This window comes from Colwellia sp. E150_009, assembly GCF_053543955.1.
The window spans coordinates 14,711-31,214 of the sequence record NZ_JBHFOM010000001.1 but is presented as its reverse complement, the minus strand read 5'-3'; the positions used below and the strand labels follow the sequence as shown (position 1 = coordinate 31,214).

Annotated in this window: 18 protein-coding genes; 9 read left to right on the top strand and 9 right to left on the bottom strand. The window is 35.9% G+C overall.

Translation table 11 applies throughout. From position 1 onward, the window contains the following. Window positions 1-13 precede the first annotated feature (13 nt). Genes ACE1OF_RS00150 through ACE1OF_RS00135 form a run of 4 tightly spaced genes read right to left on the bottom strand, consistent with a single transcriptional unit; the run spans window position 14 to window position 2,623 of the window. Window positions 14-346, bottom strand: a complete 333-nt coding sequence (locus tag ACE1OF_RS00150; protein ID WP_448891801.1) for a hypothetical protein — start codon at window positions 344-346, stop codon at window positions 14-16. After that, window positions 339-1,064: a hypothetical protein gene (locus tag ACE1OF_RS00145; RefSeq protein WP_448891799.1), complete on the bottom strand. Its 726-nt coding sequence runs from the start codon at window positions 1,062-1,064 to the stop codon at window positions 339-341. Before ACE1OF_RS00145 ends, ACE1OF_RS00150 begins: the two co-directional genes overlap by 8 nt. After that, window positions 1,057-1,671 carry a PilN domain-containing protein gene (locus ACE1OF_RS00140; protein ID WP_448891798.1) on the bottom strand — a complete coding sequence of 205 codons (615 nt, stop codon included), beginning with the start codon at window positions 1,669-1,671 and terminating at the stop codon, window positions 1,057-1,059. Before ACE1OF_RS00140 ends, ACE1OF_RS00145 begins: the two co-directional genes overlap by 8 nt. Beyond that, complete coding sequence (locus ACE1OF_RS00135) at window positions 1,661-2,623, bottom strand: hypothetical protein (protein WP_448891796.1); 963 nt, start codon at window positions 2,621-2,623, stop codon at window positions 1,661-1,663. The genes ACE1OF_RS00140 and ACE1OF_RS00135 overlap by 11 nt, the downstream gene beginning before the upstream one ends. A 153-nt stretch (window positions 2,624-2,776) precedes the next feature. Between ACE1OF_RS00135 and ACE1OF_RS00130 the strand changes: the two genes are divergently transcribed. Beyond that, window positions 2,777-3,736, top strand: coding sequence for a 1-aminocyclopropane-1-carboxylate deaminase/D-cysteine desulfhydrase (locus ACE1OF_RS00130; RefSeq protein ID WP_448891794.1), 960 nt, complete (start codon window positions 2,777-2,779; stop codon window positions 3,734-3,736). 80 nt (window positions 3,737-3,816) lie between these two features. On the opposite strand, the gene ACE1OF_RS00125 is transcribed toward ACE1OF_RS00130, so the two are convergent. After that, complete coding sequence (locus tag ACE1OF_RS00125; RefSeq protein WP_448891792.1) at window positions 3,817-4,260, bottom strand: GatB/YqeY domain-containing protein; 444 nt, start codon at window positions 4,258-4,260, stop codon at window positions 3,817-3,819. Window positions 4,261-4,306: 46 nt separating this feature from the next. After that, window positions 4,307-4,522, bottom strand: a complete 216-nt coding sequence (rpsU, locus tag ACE1OF_RS00120) for a 30S ribosomal protein S21 (RefSeq protein WP_114326764.1) — start codon at window positions 4,520-4,522, stop codon at window positions 4,307-4,309. A 232-nt stretch (window positions 4,523-4,754) separates the two neighbouring features. Between rpsU and tsaD the strand changes: the two genes are divergently transcribed. Further along, window positions 4,755-5,816, top strand: coding sequence for a tRNA (adenosine(37)-N6)-threonylcarbamoyltransferase complex transferase subunit TsaD (gene tsaD / locus ACE1OF_RS00115; RefSeq protein WP_448891790.1), 1,062 nt, complete (start codon window positions 4,755-4,757; stop codon window positions 5,814-5,816). Between the two features lie 47 nt (window positions 5,817-5,863). On the opposite strand, the gene plsY is transcribed toward tsaD, so the two are convergent. Further along, the gene (plsY, locus tag ACE1OF_RS00110) at window positions 5,864-6,460 is read right to left on the bottom strand and encodes a glycerol-3-phosphate 1-O-acyltransferase PlsY (RefSeq protein ID WP_448891788.1); all 597 of its coding nucleotides are present in this window, start codon (window positions 6,458-6,460) and stop codon (window positions 5,864-5,866) included. A 137-nt stretch (window positions 6,461-6,597) separates the two neighbouring features. Here plsY and folB point away from each other — a divergent pair, with 137 nt between their 5' ends. The 4 genes from folB (at window position 6,598) to ACE1OF_RS00090 (ending at window position 9,248) form a co-directional block, all read left to right on the top strand. After that, complete coding sequence (gene folB, locus ACE1OF_RS00105) at window positions 6,598-6,978, top strand: dihydroneopterin aldolase (protein WP_448891787.1); 381 nt, start codon at window positions 6,598-6,600, stop codon at window positions 6,976-6,978. A gap of 3 nt (window positions 6,979-6,981) precedes the next feature. Next, complete coding sequence (folK, locus tag ACE1OF_RS00100; RefSeq protein WP_448891785.1) at window positions 6,982-7,491, top strand: 2-amino-4-hydroxy-6-hydroxymethyldihydropteridine diphosphokinase; 510 nt, start codon at window positions 6,982-6,984, stop codon at window positions 7,489-7,491. 19 nt (window positions 7,492-7,510) lie between these two features. Further along, complete coding sequence (locus tag ACE1OF_RS00095) at window positions 7,511-8,344, top strand: undecaprenyl-diphosphate phosphatase (RefSeq protein WP_448891783.1); 834 nt, start codon at window positions 7,511-7,513, stop codon at window positions 8,342-8,344. A 61-nt stretch (window positions 8,345-8,405) separates the two neighbouring features. Beyond that, the gene (locus ACE1OF_RS00090) at window positions 8,406-9,248 is read left to right on the top strand and encodes a co-chaperone YbbN (RefSeq protein WP_448891781.1); all 843 of its coding nucleotides are present in this window, start codon (window positions 8,406-8,408) and stop codon (window positions 9,246-9,248) included. A gap of 85 nt (window positions 9,249-9,333) precedes the next feature. Here ACE1OF_RS00090 and zapE read toward each other — a convergent pair whose 3' ends face one another. Continuing rightward, window positions 9,334-10,449: a cell division protein ZapE gene (zapE, locus tag ACE1OF_RS00085; protein WP_448891779.1), complete on the bottom strand. Its 1,116-nt coding sequence runs from the start codon at window positions 10,447-10,449 to the stop codon at window positions 9,334-9,336. A 172-nt stretch (window positions 10,450-10,621) separates the two neighbouring features. On the opposite strand from zapE, the gene ACE1OF_RS00080 reads away from it, so the two are divergent. The 3 genes from ACE1OF_RS00080 (at window position 10,622) to ACE1OF_RS00070 (ending at window position 13,846) form a co-directional block, all read left to right on the top strand. Continuing rightward, a complete protein-coding gene (locus tag ACE1OF_RS00080) occupies window positions 10,622-11,080 on the top strand; it encodes a YhcB family protein (RefSeq protein WP_448891777.1) in 459 nt (152 codons plus the stop codon). Window positions 11,081-11,231: 151 nt separating this feature from the next. Continuing rightward, complete coding sequence (locus ACE1OF_RS00075) at window positions 11,232-12,602, top strand: DegQ family serine endoprotease (RefSeq protein WP_448891775.1); 1,371 nt, start codon at window positions 11,232-11,234, stop codon at window positions 12,600-12,602. A 185-nt stretch (window positions 12,603-12,787) separates the two neighbouring features. Beyond that, window positions 12,788-13,846, top strand: a complete 1,059-nt coding sequence (locus ACE1OF_RS00070) for a trypsin-like peptidase domain-containing protein (RefSeq protein ID WP_448891774.1) — start codon at window positions 12,788-12,790, stop codon at window positions 13,844-13,846. 30 nt (window positions 13,847-13,876) lie between these two features. On the opposite strand, the gene ACE1OF_RS00065 is transcribed toward ACE1OF_RS00070, so the two are convergent. Continuing rightward, complete coding sequence (locus ACE1OF_RS00065; RefSeq protein WP_448891772.1) at window positions 13,877-16,471, bottom strand: EAL domain-containing protein; 2,595 nt, start codon at window positions 16,469-16,471, stop codon at window positions 13,877-13,879. Window positions 16,472-16,504: the final 33 nt, after the last annotated feature.

Below are 16,504 nucleotides of genomic sequence, written 5' to 3'. Positions count from 1 at the left end.
TTTCACCTTCATCCTACTTGGCTACACTCACTTTTATAATGTTGTTTTTAAACAGAGTTAATTCTATTCGATCAGCTTCGCTGCGTAATACAACACTGTGTGTATTGATTTCAGTTAACTGATACTCGCCAATATAATCTTTAACTTTCAAAACATTACCACTAATTACAACAGTATGAACACCTTCACCATAAATAATTGACTCTAACACCAATGTTTTCCCTTCAGGTGTTGTTGACGTTACCCCTTTATGACCAAAAGGACGTGTTGGGTCAACCTTAGCTGAAAAAGCCTTATTTACCATAATTAACAGAACAATTAACAATAAATAACTATATTTAAACACCAACAAACTCCTTCTTAGTGCCCAAACTATACATTTGTATTTCTAATTCGCTATTAGGATATTCAATTACCTTGAAATTAAAATCTTGCCAGAAAAACTTCCAAGAAAGCTGCTCAAGCCGTGACAAATAGCTTTGCAAATCAAAATAACTGCCCGACAGTTTAATCTTAAAACCATGACGATATAAATTAACCCCTGCAGGCAGTTTGTTATCTAATGTTGGCTCTGTCGATATTTCGGTTGACGATTCTGGTGATAACGCTGCTAGATCTTCTTGTGATTGTATATTAGACAAAAGTGGCTCTGCACCTAATAATTCAAAAGAAAGCAACGACACGTTTTTTTCAAGTTTTAATAAATCCAATAAAGCATATCGCATTTGCACAGGGCTAATTAAATCACTGGTTAAACTTAATAGTTTTTCATCTATTTTTGCCAACTTCGCTTCATACTGTGCAATTTTATTATTAGCGTCTTCATTTGGGTCACGTTGTAAAGCAGCCTGCATTTCTGCATTCATAATATTCAATGTTTGGTTACTTGTTCGCAGTTGCACAATTTGTTGAGCCGACTTTCGGTTTTCAAATATTTTTGCATCAATAAACAAATAAAAAGTAATAAAGATGATAGCAACTAACCCTGTCAGGATAATCAGATATTGTTCACGGGGTGTTAAGTTAAGATAATCGTCACAATACTCTTGCCATTGTTTACTCATGACTAGGCGCCTCTACTTTTGAGCTAACCATAAATTCAGTTATATGCTGTTCATTTTCTGATAATTTAAAGTGCGAAAACGACTTGCCCGACAATAATGTCGAATTTTCAAAACCAGCTAGCCAAGCTGGTACGGCTTCAGGTGTTAAAGCTACACCAGAAAATGTCATATCGTCATTATTGATATTAATCGCCATTAAACGAATATCTTGATGATGCGAGTTAGCTAGATCTCCCATCGCACCCGCAAAACCCGTTACATAGGTATTACTACCATTAGTTAATTTTGTATGCAGCGCTTGTTTGGTCTTCATTATTAATTGAAGTGTTTCAAGTTTGTCTGATAATTCTCTGTCAACTTTACGAGATGATAATTGTGCTGTCAGTGTATTTTGTAAATTGGTATAGTCGCTATTCTCTTGTTGTAAAAAGGTTAACTGTGTTTGAAGAGTTCCCTGAGTGTAATGCGTTTGTAAAACCCAGCCTAACATAATCAATAGTGTAAAACCCCAAACAAGAACAACACGTGGTAAGGTCAATAAAACCTTTTTAGGTAAAAGCTCTGGTTGTAATAAATTAATAGTAAGTTTGCTAGCGTTAACTGTCATGTGCTAACTCCTGCAAATGCTCTGCTGCTCTTGCTTCGCTCATGGTTGCGCCTATCGCTGACGCATATTCACGCCGAGCTTCATAGGGTTTGGGTAAAGCTAATAAGCTAACAGGCAAATGAGAGTTTTCAGCGAGTTTTCGAGCAAAAAAACTTTCTGTTTTCATTGGTAGTAACACTTTAATATCTTTAATAGGTGCTTGCTTTAATTGTCGTTCAAAATAATCTGAGGAACGTTGAATTTCTAAGGCAAAACTATCAATGACAGTCATCGTTAACTCATCTTCAGATTTATTCGCTATCTGGCTAAATCCATGTAACCTTCGGTGAAAGTATAACTTTCCTTGCTTGATTATCAAGAGCACGACTTCTTCATTGGGTTGTTGACATACTAATAAACAAGCATCATTTTGTATTGGCAATAAGTTAGCAAAAGCAAATTCAGCAATTATGATACTTGCAACCTCCATGTTGCCTGCGTTTGCTGCACTTACAATCTGCTTAAGTTCATTCAATGGTGAACAAACTACATTAATTTTTTCTTTCCCACCTGCGAGCACAGGACCATCAAAATAATCTAGCACCATGTTTTCAGGCGAGATACTGACCAGATCTTTCACTTGCCATTTCAAGGCACTATTTATTTCAGCAGCAGGAACTGTAGGTTTATCAACTTGCACTATTTGAGATTGCTGCCCGTTTAGCACTATATGGCATTTTCCTACAAGCCCCTCGTTCGCTTCTGCTTCAATGATTACAGCAGAATAATTTAATTCATGAACATTAAGCGACTGAAAACTTGTACCCGTTACCTCTTCTTCTTCGGACGAAATCGTAGCCTTTATACTAGGTAGAGAACATATTGCAACAGAGTTATGTTGCAAAGAAATACCAACCAACTGATTTGACTGTTTTTTTGCTATTATATTTTTTATTTTTGTTAGTAAAGACATTTATCAGTGCTGTATTCTTTTGAGTTAAGATATTAAAATAAAATACTAAAAAAAGTATTTAAAAGAAGTACTTTTAACAATATCCTTTATTGGCGTATGCCTGCAAGTATTTTCGCTGACTTATTATCTTTATCAAACCAGAATGTACACGTAATGACCATTTTATCTGAACTACAGCCAATACATCACCCATTGTTTATTCATTATAATGTACAAGTTCATGTTAAACGTGATGATAATATTCATCCGATTATTTCAGGTAATAAATGGCGCAAACTAAAATATAATTTAGTACAAGTAAAACAAAGTGAGCACATAAAAGGAGTTATTAGTTTTGGTGGGAGTTATTCAAATCATATTCATGCGTTAGCCTTTGCCTGTTATCAGCAAAACATTCCTTGTGTTGGCATTATTCGTGGCGAGAAAAACTATGCCAGTAATTTCACTTTATCTTGGGCTAGACACTGGGGTATGAAATTGTATTTTGTTGATAGAAAAACTTACCGACGTAGACACGATACTGGCTACTTAAGGCAATTACAGCAAACATTTCCTGATTATTTTATTGTGCCTGAAGGCGGTAGTAATACATATGCTATTTCAGGGGTTGCTGAAATAATCACTGAGTTAAACCAACAAACTAATTTTGACACTTTAATCACACCTACAGGCAGTGGTGGCACATTAGCAGGTCTTATTACTGGTGATTACAATAAAAAGAGTAAACAACATAAATTATTAGGTATTGCTGTATTAAAAGAAGCAGATTATTTAGTAGATGAAATACACAAACTAATCCCCCCATCAGCAAAAAAACATGATAACTGGCAATTACTTACTGATTTTCATCGTGGTGGTTATGCTAAATTTAGCAATATTGATGTTAAGCAACTTCTTGAGTTTAATTACATCACAGGCGTTGATTTTGAACCAATATATTCAGGAAAAATGATCCTAGCTTTTCTTGATTTACTTAAACAAGGTTATTTTTCTAGTGGTGAGCGTATCGTATTATTGCATACTGGTGGCATGCAAGGTATTGGAGGCATGATAGAACGTGGAATTTTAAATGCTAAACAATGGTCAATGCCTGAGCAAGCTCAACAATTATAGTGCGGCTTACATACAAAAAAACCGTAACAACATAAGCTATTACGGTTTTTAAACAATTAGTTTTTTACTGCACGAATAAGCTAGTTTAAAGCTGAACGTATCTGGCCGCTTACCACGCCCATGTCTGCTTTACCTTGCATTAACGGTTTCAATACAGCCATTACTTTACCCATGTCAGCCATTGAGGTGGCACCAGTTTCAGCAATAGCATTATTTATTAACGTGCTAATTTCTGCATCGGTTAACGGTTGAGGAAGAAAGAATTGTAATGCAGTAACTTCTTCAGCCTCTTTTGCAGCTAATTCATCACGACCACCGTCGGTAAACATCTTAATAGACTCTTTACGTTGTTTAACCATTTTGGTTAAAACCGCAATAACATTGTCATCAGTTGCTTCAGTATTGTGATCAATTTCTGCTTGTTTAACAGCAGATAGCGCCATACGGATAACACCAAGACGTAATTTGTCTTTAGCGCGCATAGCATTTTTCATTTCATCTTTGAGTTGAGCTAGAAGTGACATCTATTTACTCTCCAAAGGTGACTAAGGACATTCTTAAATAGAATGCTTAGTACATGCGAACGTGACGAGCGTTCTCACGAGAAACTTTTTTCGCAGCACGTTTAACAGCAGCTGCTTTTTTACGTTTACGTTCCCAAGTTGGTTTTTCATAACATTCGCGACGACGAACTTCTGAAAGGATTCCTGCTTTTTCACATGAACGTTTAAAACGACGTAAAGCTACGTCAAATGGTTCGTTTTCTCTTACTTTAATTACTGGCATGTACTTTTTTACCTTAGTGTGTATCTATATAAATCGGTGTTGAACTTCGGTTTTACTACTTATTACAGCGAAAATAACCTTGTTTACACCCGCTCTATCAAAAATGGGTGACGTATTCTACTGCTAACCACTAAGTAATGTAAAGGATAATTCCTTTGTCTGTGCAAATATACTAGCGAAATGTCATTAGGGCAGGTAAAATCCCCCTACTTTTTATTAAAAAATCAACTTTATGCGAATTTTAGGTATCGAAACCTCGTGCGATGAAACTGGTATTGCTATTTACGATGATGGTCAAGGCGATCTTCCTGAAGGTATATTGGCACATCAATTATATAGCCAAATAGCTGTACATGCCGATTATGGTGGTGTTGTTCCTGAACTTGCTTCCAGAGATCATGTTCGTAAAACTATTCCTTTAATAAAAGCAGTACTAAAAGAAGCAAATTTAACCCCTCAAGATTTAGACGGTGTGGCATATACGGCTGGCCCCGGATTAGTAGGTGCATTATTAGTTGGCTGTTCAATTGGTAGAAGTTTAGCCTATGGCTGGAATTTACCGGCTGTGCCTGTACATCATATGGAAGGTCATTTATTGGCCCCCATGTTAGAAGATGATGTACCCGAATTCCCCTTTGTGGCCTTGCTTGTTTCCGGCGGACATACCATGTTGGTACGCGTTGACGGTATTGGTCAATATAAATTACTTGGCGAATCAGTTGACGATGCTGCTGGTGAAGCTTTTGATAAAACAGCAAAATTATTAGGACTAGACTACCCAGGTGGCCCTGCATTATCGAAAATGGCTGAATCGGGTATTACAGGCCGGTTCAAATTACCACGCCCAATGACCGATCGCCCTGGTTTAGATTTCAGCTTCAGTGGCTTAAAAACAGCCGCAGGTACATTAGTTAGAAAAGAATGCACAGATTTATCAGGTAACAACCTGAGTGAAAGCGCACTTAAACAAACCCATGCTGATATTGCTAATGCCTTTCAGCAAGCTGTAGTAGATACGTTAGCGATAAAATGCAAACGGGCATTAAAACAAGAAAACTTAAATCGCTTAGTGATTGCTGGTGGTGTCAGTGCAAATACAGCATTGCGTAACAAATTAGCGGTTACCACCCAGAAACTTGGTGGCAGTGTTTTTTATCCAAGGCCAGAGTTTTGTACGGATAATGGTGCAATGATTGCCTACGCAGGTTTACAACGATTAAAAGCAGGTACTCATGCAGACTTAACTTTTAAAGCCAATCCTCGTTGGTCGTTGGATTCACTGCCAGCGGTATAAAGCAGCATAAAACCACACATTCATACATTCACAATTTTCCCAAAGCATCACTGATTAATTTTGGTGGAAATTTTATTCTCTGTGCCATTAAGTAAACGTGAAATATTATCTTTATGGCGCCATATAATTAGCATACTTAGCATTAAGGTGGGATAAACATAAATTGGTTTTAGTAAAAATACATAAAGTGGTGCAAATGAAACGGTAACAATTGCTGCTAAACTTGAATATTTAGTCAGTTTAGCCACACTTACCCAAGTAATAATTAGCAACACGCCTAAACCTAACCCTATGGGTAATAAGGTTCCTAAAGCAGTAGCAACCGCTTTACCTCCTTGAAAATTAAAGAAGAGTGGGTACATATGCCCTAAACATGCTGCGACACCAATAAATCCAAGATAAATAGGCTCTACTTGCAAAAAATAAGCTCCCCATACAGGTATAGTACCTTTCAATATATCTAAAAATAATACAGTGGCAGCCGTTAATTTATTGCTTATTCTTAAAACATTAGTTGCTCCAGGGTTTTTCGAACCTGTGGTACGAGGATCTGGTAAACCAAGTATTCTACATACTAAAATAGCACTAGAAATTGAGCCTAATAAATAAGCAACAATGATCATGGCAAGCGTTAGTAAAAACATATTAATAACAACATAACAATAAGAATTATCAGAAAAATAACTATTTTATCTATTCTATCTTGTTATCTGCTAGTTTTTCTACACTTGCACAGGTAAACTCGCTTTTTATTTTAAAATAATTTGAAAACAGGTAGCAAATGGACAAGGTTTTTATCAAAGGGTTAACGATTCAATGCACCATTGGCTTCTTTCCTTGGGAAAAAGAAATAAAACAAACATTAGTTATTGATGTTGAGATGGCTTGGGATACCTCTAAAGCTGCGCTGAACGACGAGCTGAATAAAACGCTTGATTACGCTGAAATATCTCAAGCCATTGAAATATTTGCAAATGAAAACCCTGTTGATTTATTAGAAACATTAGCAGAGCGATTGGCTGCTTATTTACGTACACAATTTAATATTCCTTGGTTACGACTAACACTAGGTAAGCCTGGCGCAGTACATAATGCGACAACTGTTGGTGTTAAAATTGAACGCGGTCAGCTTGAACAAAAAACTGATGATAAATCAAACTAACTGATGGCTACTATATATATCTCTTTAGGAAGCAATATTGAACGTGAATATCATGTTCAAAATGGTCTTAACGCATTAGCAAAAGCATTCAACATACCCTTTGAAGAATTAATTTTATCTTCATTGTTCGAAAGTGAAGCCGTGGGCTTTAACGGCAATGCTTTTTACAATATGGTTATTGGTATAAAGACCCAATACAGTGTTGACCAAGTTGTAATGAAATTGCGTGCTATTGAAATTGATTATGGACGTACACTTGATGCTAAAAAATTTAGTCCACGAACCCTAGATCTTGACTTATTACTTTATGATGACTTAATCATTAATAAGCCAGCACAATTACCTCGAGACGAAATAGATAAAAATGCTTTTGTACTTTGGCCGCTAAGTGAAATTGCCCCTACGCTTATTCATCCAATAATCAAGGTTGATTATCAAACACTTTGGCAAAACTATAACAAAATAAGCCAACAACTCACTAAAGTGGAAAATTGTTGGAATTCAATAAAATAAAAGGAAAATAGAAAACCTTATGAGTACGTTAGAGATCATTATTTTGGCTTTATTACAAGGCCTAACCGAGTTTTTACCTATTTCTAGCTCTGCCCATTTGATCTTGCCTTCACAAATTTTAGGCTGGCAAGATCAAGGGCTAGGTTTCGATGTTGCGGTTCATGTAGGTACATTATTGGCTGTAATGTTATATTTTCGAAAAGAGCTGGGCACAATGTCTGTGGCATGGCTAGGTACAATACATATTGGTCCAGCTAAAAATAGCACAGACACTCAAGTTAAATTTGAAGGTAAACTCGCTTGGTGGATTATTTTCGCTACGATACCCGCAGGGTTATTTGGTTTACTTGGCAAAGACTTTATTGAAGAGCATTTACGTTCGGCGCTTATTATTGCACTAACGACTTTGTTATTTGGTTTTTTATTGGGCTTTGCTGACGTAAAAGCTGGCCATCGAGAAACTCACAAACCGTTAGAAAAGTTAGGACTAAAAGGTGCTATGCTTATTGGGTTAGCACAGGCAATTGCCCTTATTCCTGGCACTTCTCGTTCAGGTATCACGATGACAATAGGTTTACTGCTGGGTTTATCTCGCGATAATGCAGCCCGTTTTTCATTTTTATTATCAATTCCTGCTATTGCAATGGCAGGTAGCTATTTAACACTGAAATTAATTTTGTCAACCGAAGGCGTTGATTGGCAAGCTATTGGTTTAGGTAGCTTAATTGCTTTTATTAGCGCTTACGCTTGTATTCATTACTTTCTTATTCTACTAAATAAGTTAGGCATGATGCCTTTTGTTATATATCGTTTAATTTTAGGCTTTGGCTTATTATGGTTTGTAATTGGATAATCAACCCTTACTTAATAGTAACCCTAAAAAATAATTTACATCGAACAAGAGTGATTAAAATATGACTGCCATTACCTTAGAAAACTTTCAACAAATTGTGTTGGAAGAATCAAAAAACAAACTCGTGTTGGTCGCTTTTTGGGCACAACAAATTCCTGAAAGTGTTGAGTTAAAAGATAAATTATCAGCAAAAACAGCGCCTTTTACAGATCAAATACTCATGGCGTCGGTAGATTGCGAAACACAACAACAAATAGCACAACAATTTGGTATTCAGGGCTTGCCTACCGCTATTTTAGTTAAAGATGGTCAACCCCTTGATGGTGTTTCTGGCCCACAAACAGATGAAACTATCGCAACATTTTTGGATAAACATTTACCAAAAGAAGAAGATATATTAGTTGCCAAGGCTCAATCTGCTTTAGCTGAAAATAACTTAAATGATGCACAAAATGCAATATTGCAGGCATATCAACTTGATGACCAACGCGCAGATATTAAATTACTATTAATTGATGTGTATATTCAAACAGGCAAAATACAAGAGGCACAAGCCTTGATTGACACCATAAAACTAGTCGATCAAGACAGCTATTACAAAGCATTATTAGCTAAGTTAGAGCTAGCAAACGAAGCCGCTAATTCACCTGAGATACAAACCCTAGAAGCCCAATTTGCAAACAACCCAACAGATATAGATATTCAACATCAACTTGCCAGCCAATACAGTCAAGTTAATCGTTATGAAGATGCGTTGAAAATTTTATTTAGATTAGTGCAAGCAGGTGATGAACAAACCAAAGATAAAAGCAAAACACTTTTTTTAGATGTCTTAAAAGCGTTACCTGATGGTGACGTACTAGCCACAAAATATCGCCGTAAACTTTATACGTTAATGTATTAACCTAAGTCCCTAAGTCACGTAAAAAGAAAGTTGCGAATTATGAGATGTCCTTTTCATATTATTCAACTCTTCACTCGCAACTTCTCTACGGTAAGTGTTCACTAGCCAAGTAGTCATGTGACTGCATTTCTTGCAAACGGCTTAAGCAACGCTTAAATTCAAAGGCTAAATTACCACCACTGTATAGTGATTCCATTGGCATTGCTGCAGACATAATAAGCTTTACATTTCGCTCATAAAACTCATCAACTAAGGCAATAAAACGTCTAGTACTGTCATCACTTTCTTGACCCATTTGTTTTACATTCGCTATTAACACCGTGTGATAAAGTTGACTAATTTCCATATAATCACTTTGGCTTCGAGCACTTTCACAAAGTACAGAAAAATCAAAATAAACAATACCATCCGCAACACAAACAGTGGGTAACTGTCGATTATTTATCTCAATATCAACATTTTTCTTACCTTCTTCATAAGACAGCTGTTTAAAATAAAGTTGCAAATTATCACTAGCGCGTTGATCAAGTGGAGAATGGTAGATTTCAGCCTGTTCTAACGTTCGTAATCTGTAATCAACGCCACTATCAACATTAACAATCTCGGTGTGCTCATTAATCAATTTAATGGCAGGTAAAAATCGTTCACGCTGTAAGCCATTTCGATACAATTGATCAGGGATAATATTTGACGTTGCCACTAAAATAACATGGTGAGCAAATAATTCTTCAAATAAAGTACCTAAAATCATAGCATCCGTAATATCTGACACAAAAAATTCGTCGAAACAAATAATCCGCGTTTCTTCAGCAAACTTTTTGGCAATAATTTTTAAAGGATCCGACTTTCCCGTTAACGCTTTTAGTTCCTGATGAACTCTGTGCATAAAACGATGAAAATGAACACGCATTTTATTTTCAAACGGAAGGCAATCATAAAAAGTATCAACCAAATAAGTTTTACCTCTACCTACTCCTCCCCAGAAATACAGACCTTTAATAGAGGTTTCATCTTGTTTTTTATAGACTTTTTTCCAACGATTTAATACTTTTTTAAAGCTAGACACTTCTATTGGTTTAGTTTGTAAATCTTCATAGAGTCTTTGTAAATGTAATACTGCATTTTCTTGAGCAGCATCAAAAAGAAAATCATCTTTTGTTAAATCTTGTTTATATTTACTAATAGGAGAAAGTTTAATCATGCGTGAACCATACTTGGCTTGTCTGTTGTTACTTGAAAAATAAAAATTGCCACATATTTTATTGATATGAGAAGTTATCACTACACAAAATTACGTTAGCATTATATTATTGTAAACCATAACTGAATTAATTAATCACAAATTTTATTTTCAATATATTTAAGGTATTCCTATGACAGTCGTAAGCGCATTAATCATTTTTGTTGTTGGCGCGATTATTGGTTTTTTTACCAATCACTTTTTGTCTTCTTCAAATCAAGAACGACGTAAATTATCAGAGCAAGTAAGTAAAAGTGAAGCCGCTTTATCTCAATATAAATTGGATGTTGCAGATCACTTAGCAAGCTCTGCAAATTTGTTAGAACAAATGAACGAAACTTGCCAAACCGCAATGAAACAAATGGAAGAAAGTACTCAGTTATTACAACAAGTAACAGCGAGTGATGTTGACGGTATGCCTTTTTTTTCACAAGAGACACAAGATCAATTGGCACAAACAGCGGGCTTAAGACACCCAAAACGTGTTGCCAAGCCTGAAGAATCAAATCCTCAAGCCCCACTTGATTATTCAGGTGAAGCGAGTGGTTTATTTATTGACCAAAAACAACAAGACAAATCATCGGTGAATTGAATTATTTATTCTTTTCCTTATGAATCAGAAATATAGTGTTACAAATGCTCACAAGGCATTTGTGAACCAAAGGTTTTTTGCTTAGTCTATTTTGAGGTATATTTATTTTATATTAAATTAATTAAATTTAGTTTTAGGAGAATTATTTCATATGAAAAAGTTATCTACTGTCTCATTATCCGCTTTTCTAAGCGCTGTATTACTTTCTAGTTCACTTGTACCAATCGATGCCCACGCCTACTCTATTTGGCCAAGCAGTGTTGATGATAAAACATTGCCAAGCCTTGCGCCAATGTTAGAAAAATCTACCCCTGCGGTGGTCAGTATTGCCGTAAAGGGAACTCATGAAATAAAATCAAATATTCCTGAAATTTTTCGTTTTTTTGGTAATCGAAGTCAAAATCCCAATCAAGTGCATCAACGTCCTTTTCGTGGTTTAGGATCAGGCGTTATTATTGATGCGAAAGAAGGCTATATTGTTACTAACAATCATGTTATTGAAAAAGCAGATGAGATTTTAATCACTCTTAAAGATGGTCGTCAGATTGAAGCGAAAAAAATTGGCTCTGACGCTGATAGTGACATTGCTTTATTGCAAATTGATGCTGACGAATTAACTGAAATTAAGATCGCTGATTCTGACAAGTTACGCGTTGGTGATTTTGCCATTGCTATTGGCAGTCCGTTTGGCTTAGGTCAAACCGTTACGTCTGGTATTGTTAGCGCTTTAGGCCGTAGTGGCCTGAACATTGAAGATTATGAAGATTTTATTCAAACTGATGCCGCGATAAATAGTGGCAACTCTGGCGGTGCGTTAGTAAATTTACGCGGCGAGTTAATTGGGATAAATACAGCTATTTTAGGCCCCAACGGCGGGAATATTGGTATTGGCTTTGCGATTCCAAGTAACATGATGCATAACTTGGTTAAACAAATTATTGAATTTGGCGAAGTACATCGCGGTGTATTAGGTGTTTCAGGTCGTAGTGTAACGAGCGAACTGGCGAAAGCAATGGAGTTAGAAACCAATCAAGGTGGCTTTATTGAACAAGTAATGCCTGATTCAGCAGCTGATGAGGCGGGTATTAAACCAGGTGATGTAATTACTAAAATAAATGGTAAGTCTATAAGAACCTTTAATGAGTTACGTGGAAAAATAGGCTCGATAGGTGCTGGTAAAGAAGTGGAATTAACTATTGTACGAAATGGTAAAGAAAAAGCATTTGATGTGAAGTTAAAACAATCACAAGCAAATAATGTAGCTGCAGCTTCAATTCATCGCATGTTTGAAGGTGCCAAACTAGAAAACAAGAGCAATAACGCTGGTGTTATTGTCAGTGACGTTAAAGACGGCTCACCAGCACAGGCTGTGGGGTTACAATCAGGCGATTTAATTACAGGTATTAACCGCACTCGCATTAATAATGTAGCTGATTTACGTAGTTATTTAAAAGATAAAGAAGGTGTTTTTGCCTTAAATATTATTCGTGATAATTACGCTCAATATTTAATGATTCGGTAGGCGCTTTATCTAGTACGGTTCAGACTTACGTAAAAAGGCTAGTGAAAACTAGCCTTTTTTATTTAGCCTGTAATAAATTTAATCAAATTGCTATAAGCGCTTCGTAGCCTAAAGTTTTGTGGTAAACTCAAAAAAATAAAAATAATTATCATTATGACAATAACGACCCTACTGGAAAATATCCTTTGAAACTAAAACAAACATTAAAGTACATAATAAATTCTGTTAGTTATGGAGTATTATTCGCGGTTGCCGTGTTATTACTAGCACCTAATTCAAATGATAACACGCTGATAAAACAATTATTACGTTCTGAAAAAAAGACACCTCCTCCACTTTCTTTTGCAAAGGCCGTTAGCATTGCTAGCCCTGCCGTAGTGAATATTTATTCTGAAGACATACAATCAAGCCCTGGGTATGGTAGAGAAGCTAGAAAAACAACCACATTAGGTTCAGGTGTTATTATGGAGTCTAATGGTTATATTTTAACGAATTTACACGTAATTCAAAATGCAGATCTTATTCATGTGGTTTTACAAAGCGGCTTACAATTTCCAGCACAATTAATTGGTTTTGATCAAGTCACCGATTTAGCTGTTTTAAAAGTTAATGCGAGCAATTTACCATCTATTCCACAAAACAAAAATCAGCAACCGCTTGCTGGTGATATTGTTCTCGCAATTGGAAACCCCTTAAATTTAGGTCAAACAGTAACCCAAGGTATTATTAGTGCCACAGGTCGTAGTGGCTTAAGTAACACCAGTTATTTAAATTTTCTACAAATGGATGCCGCAATCAATAATGGCAATTCTGGTGGTGCTTTAATTAACACAAACGGTGTATTAGTTGGTATTAATTCAAGGAAATTTACCGAGTCTACCCCACAACTCAACGTACAAGGTATATTCTTTGCTGTACCTTATCAATTAGCGGCTAAAATAATGCGACAAATTATTGAAAATGGCCGCGTGGTTCGTGGCTGGTTAGGTATTTCTGCAACACGTTATTTAACGGATACTAAAGGAATTGTAGTTGAATCTGTTAGTCCTAATAGCCCAGCGCAACTAGGAGGAATTCAAGCAGGAGATGTGATCTACCAAATTGCAGATCAACCTATTAATAGTATTGTACAAGCATTAGACATTGTTGCAGAAACAAGCCCAAATACCGTATTAGTATTTAAACTTTATCGTCAAGGTAAAAGTGTTAAAACAAACATCACTATTGCGGAATTTAGCAATTAACGCGCTTTAGCGTAATCATGTCTGATTAGATTATTTTTTATGCTTGGTTTTATTACTAATATAGGCTTCCATTTCACTAGCAGGCATAGGTTTCGCATAGTAGAAACCTTGTCCGTAAGCACAATCCATTTTTTGAAGAAGCTTAGCATCTTCAGCATTTTCAATTCCTTCACCCACCGTTGCCATATTTAGGTTAGTAGCTAAATCGACAATAGTTTTGATAATGGCTCTATTGTTTTCATGCTCATGAACATTATTGATAAACGATCGATCTATTTTTAACACATCAATAGGAAAACGGTGTAAATAACTTAAACTAGAATAGCCAGTACCAAAATCATCAAGTAGTATTTTCACCCCCAAACGCTTTAATGCTTTCATATTAGACAGGACTATTTCTGTATTCTCCAATAGAGCGCGTTCTGTTAACTCAACTCTTAAATTTTCAGGTTTTACACCTGTTTCCGTTAAAATATTTTCAATATCCTTAGGCAGTGTAGGACTAAAAAACTGATTACAAAATAGGTTACAACTAACATAAAGATCTTGGCAGGATAATGCTTCTTGCCATATTTTTAACTGCTGACATGATTTTTTCATTATTTGAAAATCAATAGCTTGCACTAAATTAGTTTCTTCTGCTAACGGAATAAATTCATCAGGAAAAACAAAACCACGTTTGTCACTCGGCCATCGAGCTAACGCTTCAAAACCTTTTACTTCTTCATTTTCTAATCTAAGAATAGGCTGATAATAAGGAATAAACTCCTCATTTTCAATGGCTTCCCTAATGTTTGCTTCAAGTGTTAAGGCATTTTGTACCCTTTGATGCATACTCGCATCGAACACTTCATAACGCCCCTTACCACTGTCTTTAGCATGATACATTGCAGTATCAGCATCTCTCAACATGGTATCAGCATCGTCATAGCGAGTATCACTGAACAAAATACCAATACTGGTACCTGTAAAAACTAATTGATTATTAATCACGAATGGTTCTTTTAAAAGCTCGGTAATTCTCTTAGCAATTTCAAAGGCTTCTCTATCCGAATCTAAGTCTTCTATTAAAATAACAAACTCATCCCCACCCAGTCGAGCTACGGTATCTTTTGCTCGTAAAATGGCAGACAGTTCAAGTGCAATTAATTTTAATAAGGTATCACCAGCATGATGCCCTAAACTATCATTTACTACTTTGAATCGGTCAAGGTCTAGGAATAATATAGCAAAAGATAATTCGGGTTTACGCTTGTTACAGGCAATCGCATGATTTAATAAATCAACAAATACACCTCTATTGGGTAACCCTGTTAAGTTATCATGTGAGGCAGTGTGCTTGAGTTTCTTTTCAACCTCTTTACGTTGTATGATTTCTTCTTCTAAGGCTAATGTTCTTAGTTTAACCTGTTGCTCTAATAGCTCATGACTTTGCCTTTCTATATCAGACGTTTCACGACGTTTAATCGCAGAAGACACATGATTAGAGACAAAGTTAAGTAATTCAGCATCTTGCTGGCTATAAGTTGTTTGTGGCGTATAACTTTGAATAACCATTACCCCTAATAACTTACCAGAATATCGTAACGGAACACCTAACCAAGAGTGTTCGTTAAGGGTTGGTTTTCTGGTTTCACCCTTTTGGTATAACGCCTCCATATCTTGTTTAGATAGCAAAACCGTTTTTTGCTGGCGAATAACCAACTCAGAAAAATGATCAGATAACTTTCTTGTTTGAAAAAAACGTTGTGAGTCGCTTGTTCCTTCATCAACAACATAGACATACTCTATGGTATCGTCATCTTGATGGTATTTAGCAATAAAAAAATTGGTCGCATTAATCAATTGACCGACAATATTATGCACTTTTGAATAAAACACATTAATGTCAAAACTTGCATCATTTGCTAATTCAGAAATACGGTACAAAGATTCTTGTAATAATTCTGATTTTTCACGTTCTCGTATTTGTGCCATTAACTCTTGCGTTCGAGCATTTACCGCACTGGTTAAGCGTTCTTTATCCTGTAAACGAACCATAGCGCCAACCACATGCTGCCCTGCAAAAGTTAACATATGTAGATCTTGTTCTGAATAGCGTGTTTCTTCGGAATAGCTTTGCACAACCATGACACCAATCACTAAATCATTGTGTAATAATGGTACGCCTAACCAATCTGTTCCTGTGGTGCCATGATGTTTAAGTTTACCATTTTCTTCTAATTTTTTTTCTAACTCTGGCGTGATTAATAAAGGCTGGGACGAATCTATAATTAAAGAAGTAAAGGAGCCTGCATAATCCTGATAGTCAATAACCCCAACAGGGCCTTCATCTTTTTCATCTACGTAATAAACAAACTCTAAGGTAGAAAAAGTTTGGTCATAAGTCACAATGAAAAAGTTTTCAGCGGTCATTAATGAACGAATAGTACTATGCACCTGTGGGTAAAAATGAACTAAGTCATCGCATTCTTGAGACAATCGATTTAAATTAAATAAGGCACTGTAACGCAGTTGCAAGTTATTATATTTTTCTTGCAGCATTAGCAACTTAGCGTCGTAATCTTGCTCTTTTTTATTCTGTATAACAGTATTCCCATGTTTTTTTGATTGAACATCAGTCATAAATAAAAATCGCCATCTCAACAACTTATCATC

Coding starts and splice junctions, on each gene's coding strand:
- plsY (WP_448891788.1), bottom strand. CDS start 6,460: ATGTTTTTACTAACGCTTGCCATGATCATTGTTGCTTATTTATTAGGC.
- ACE1OF_RS00080 (WP_448891777.1), top strand. CDS start 10,622: ATGACAGTCGTAAGCGCATTAATCATTTTTGTTGTTGGCGCGATTATT.
- ACE1OF_RS00135 (WP_448891796.1), bottom strand. CDS start 2,623: ATGTCTTTACTAACAAAAATAAAAAATATAATAGCAAAAAAACAGTCA.
- ACE1OF_RS00065 (WP_448891772.1), bottom strand. CDS start 16,471: ATGACTGATGTTCAATCAAAAAAACATGGGAATACTGTTATACAGAAT.
- ACE1OF_RS00140 (WP_448891798.1), bottom strand. CDS start 1,671: ATGACAGTTAACGCTAGCAAACTTACTATTAATTTATTACAACCAGAG.
- folK (WP_448891785.1), top strand. CDS start 6,982: ATGGCTACTATATATATCTCTTTAGGAAGCAATATTGAACGTGAATAT.
- rpsU (WP_114326764.1), bottom strand. CDS start 4,522: ATGCCAGTAATTAAAGTAAGAGAAAACGAACCATTTGACGTAGCTTTA.
- ACE1OF_RS00090 (WP_448891781.1), top strand. CDS start 8,406: ATGACTGCCATTACCTTAGAAAACTTTCAACAAATTGTGTTGGAAGAA.
- tsaD (WP_448891790.1), top strand. CDS start 4,755: ATGCGAATTTTAGGTATCGAAACCTCGTGCGATGAAACTGGTATTGCT.
- ACE1OF_RS00145 (WP_448891799.1), bottom strand. CDS start 1,064: ATGAGTAAACAATGGCAAGAGTATTGTGACGATTATCTTAACTTAACA.
- folB (WP_448891787.1), top strand. CDS start 6,598: ATGGACAAGGTTTTTATCAAAGGGTTAACGATTCAATGCACCATTGGC.
- ACE1OF_RS00095 (WP_448891783.1), top strand. CDS start 7,511: ATGAGTACGTTAGAGATCATTATTTTGGCTTTATTACAAGGCCTAACC.
- ACE1OF_RS00075 (WP_448891775.1), top strand. CDS start 11,232: ATGAAAAAGTTATCTACTGTCTCATTATCCGCTTTTCTAAGCGCTGTA.
- zapE (WP_448891779.1), bottom strand. CDS start 10,449: ATGATTAAACTTTCTCCTATTAGTAAATATAAACAAGATTTAACAAAA.
- ACE1OF_RS00125 (WP_448891792.1), bottom strand. CDS start 4,260: ATGTCACTTCTAGCTCAACTCAAAGATGAAATGAAAAATGCTATGCGC.
- ACE1OF_RS00130 (WP_448891794.1), top strand. CDS start 2,777: ATGACCATTTTATCTGAACTACAGCCAATACATCACCCATTGTTTATT.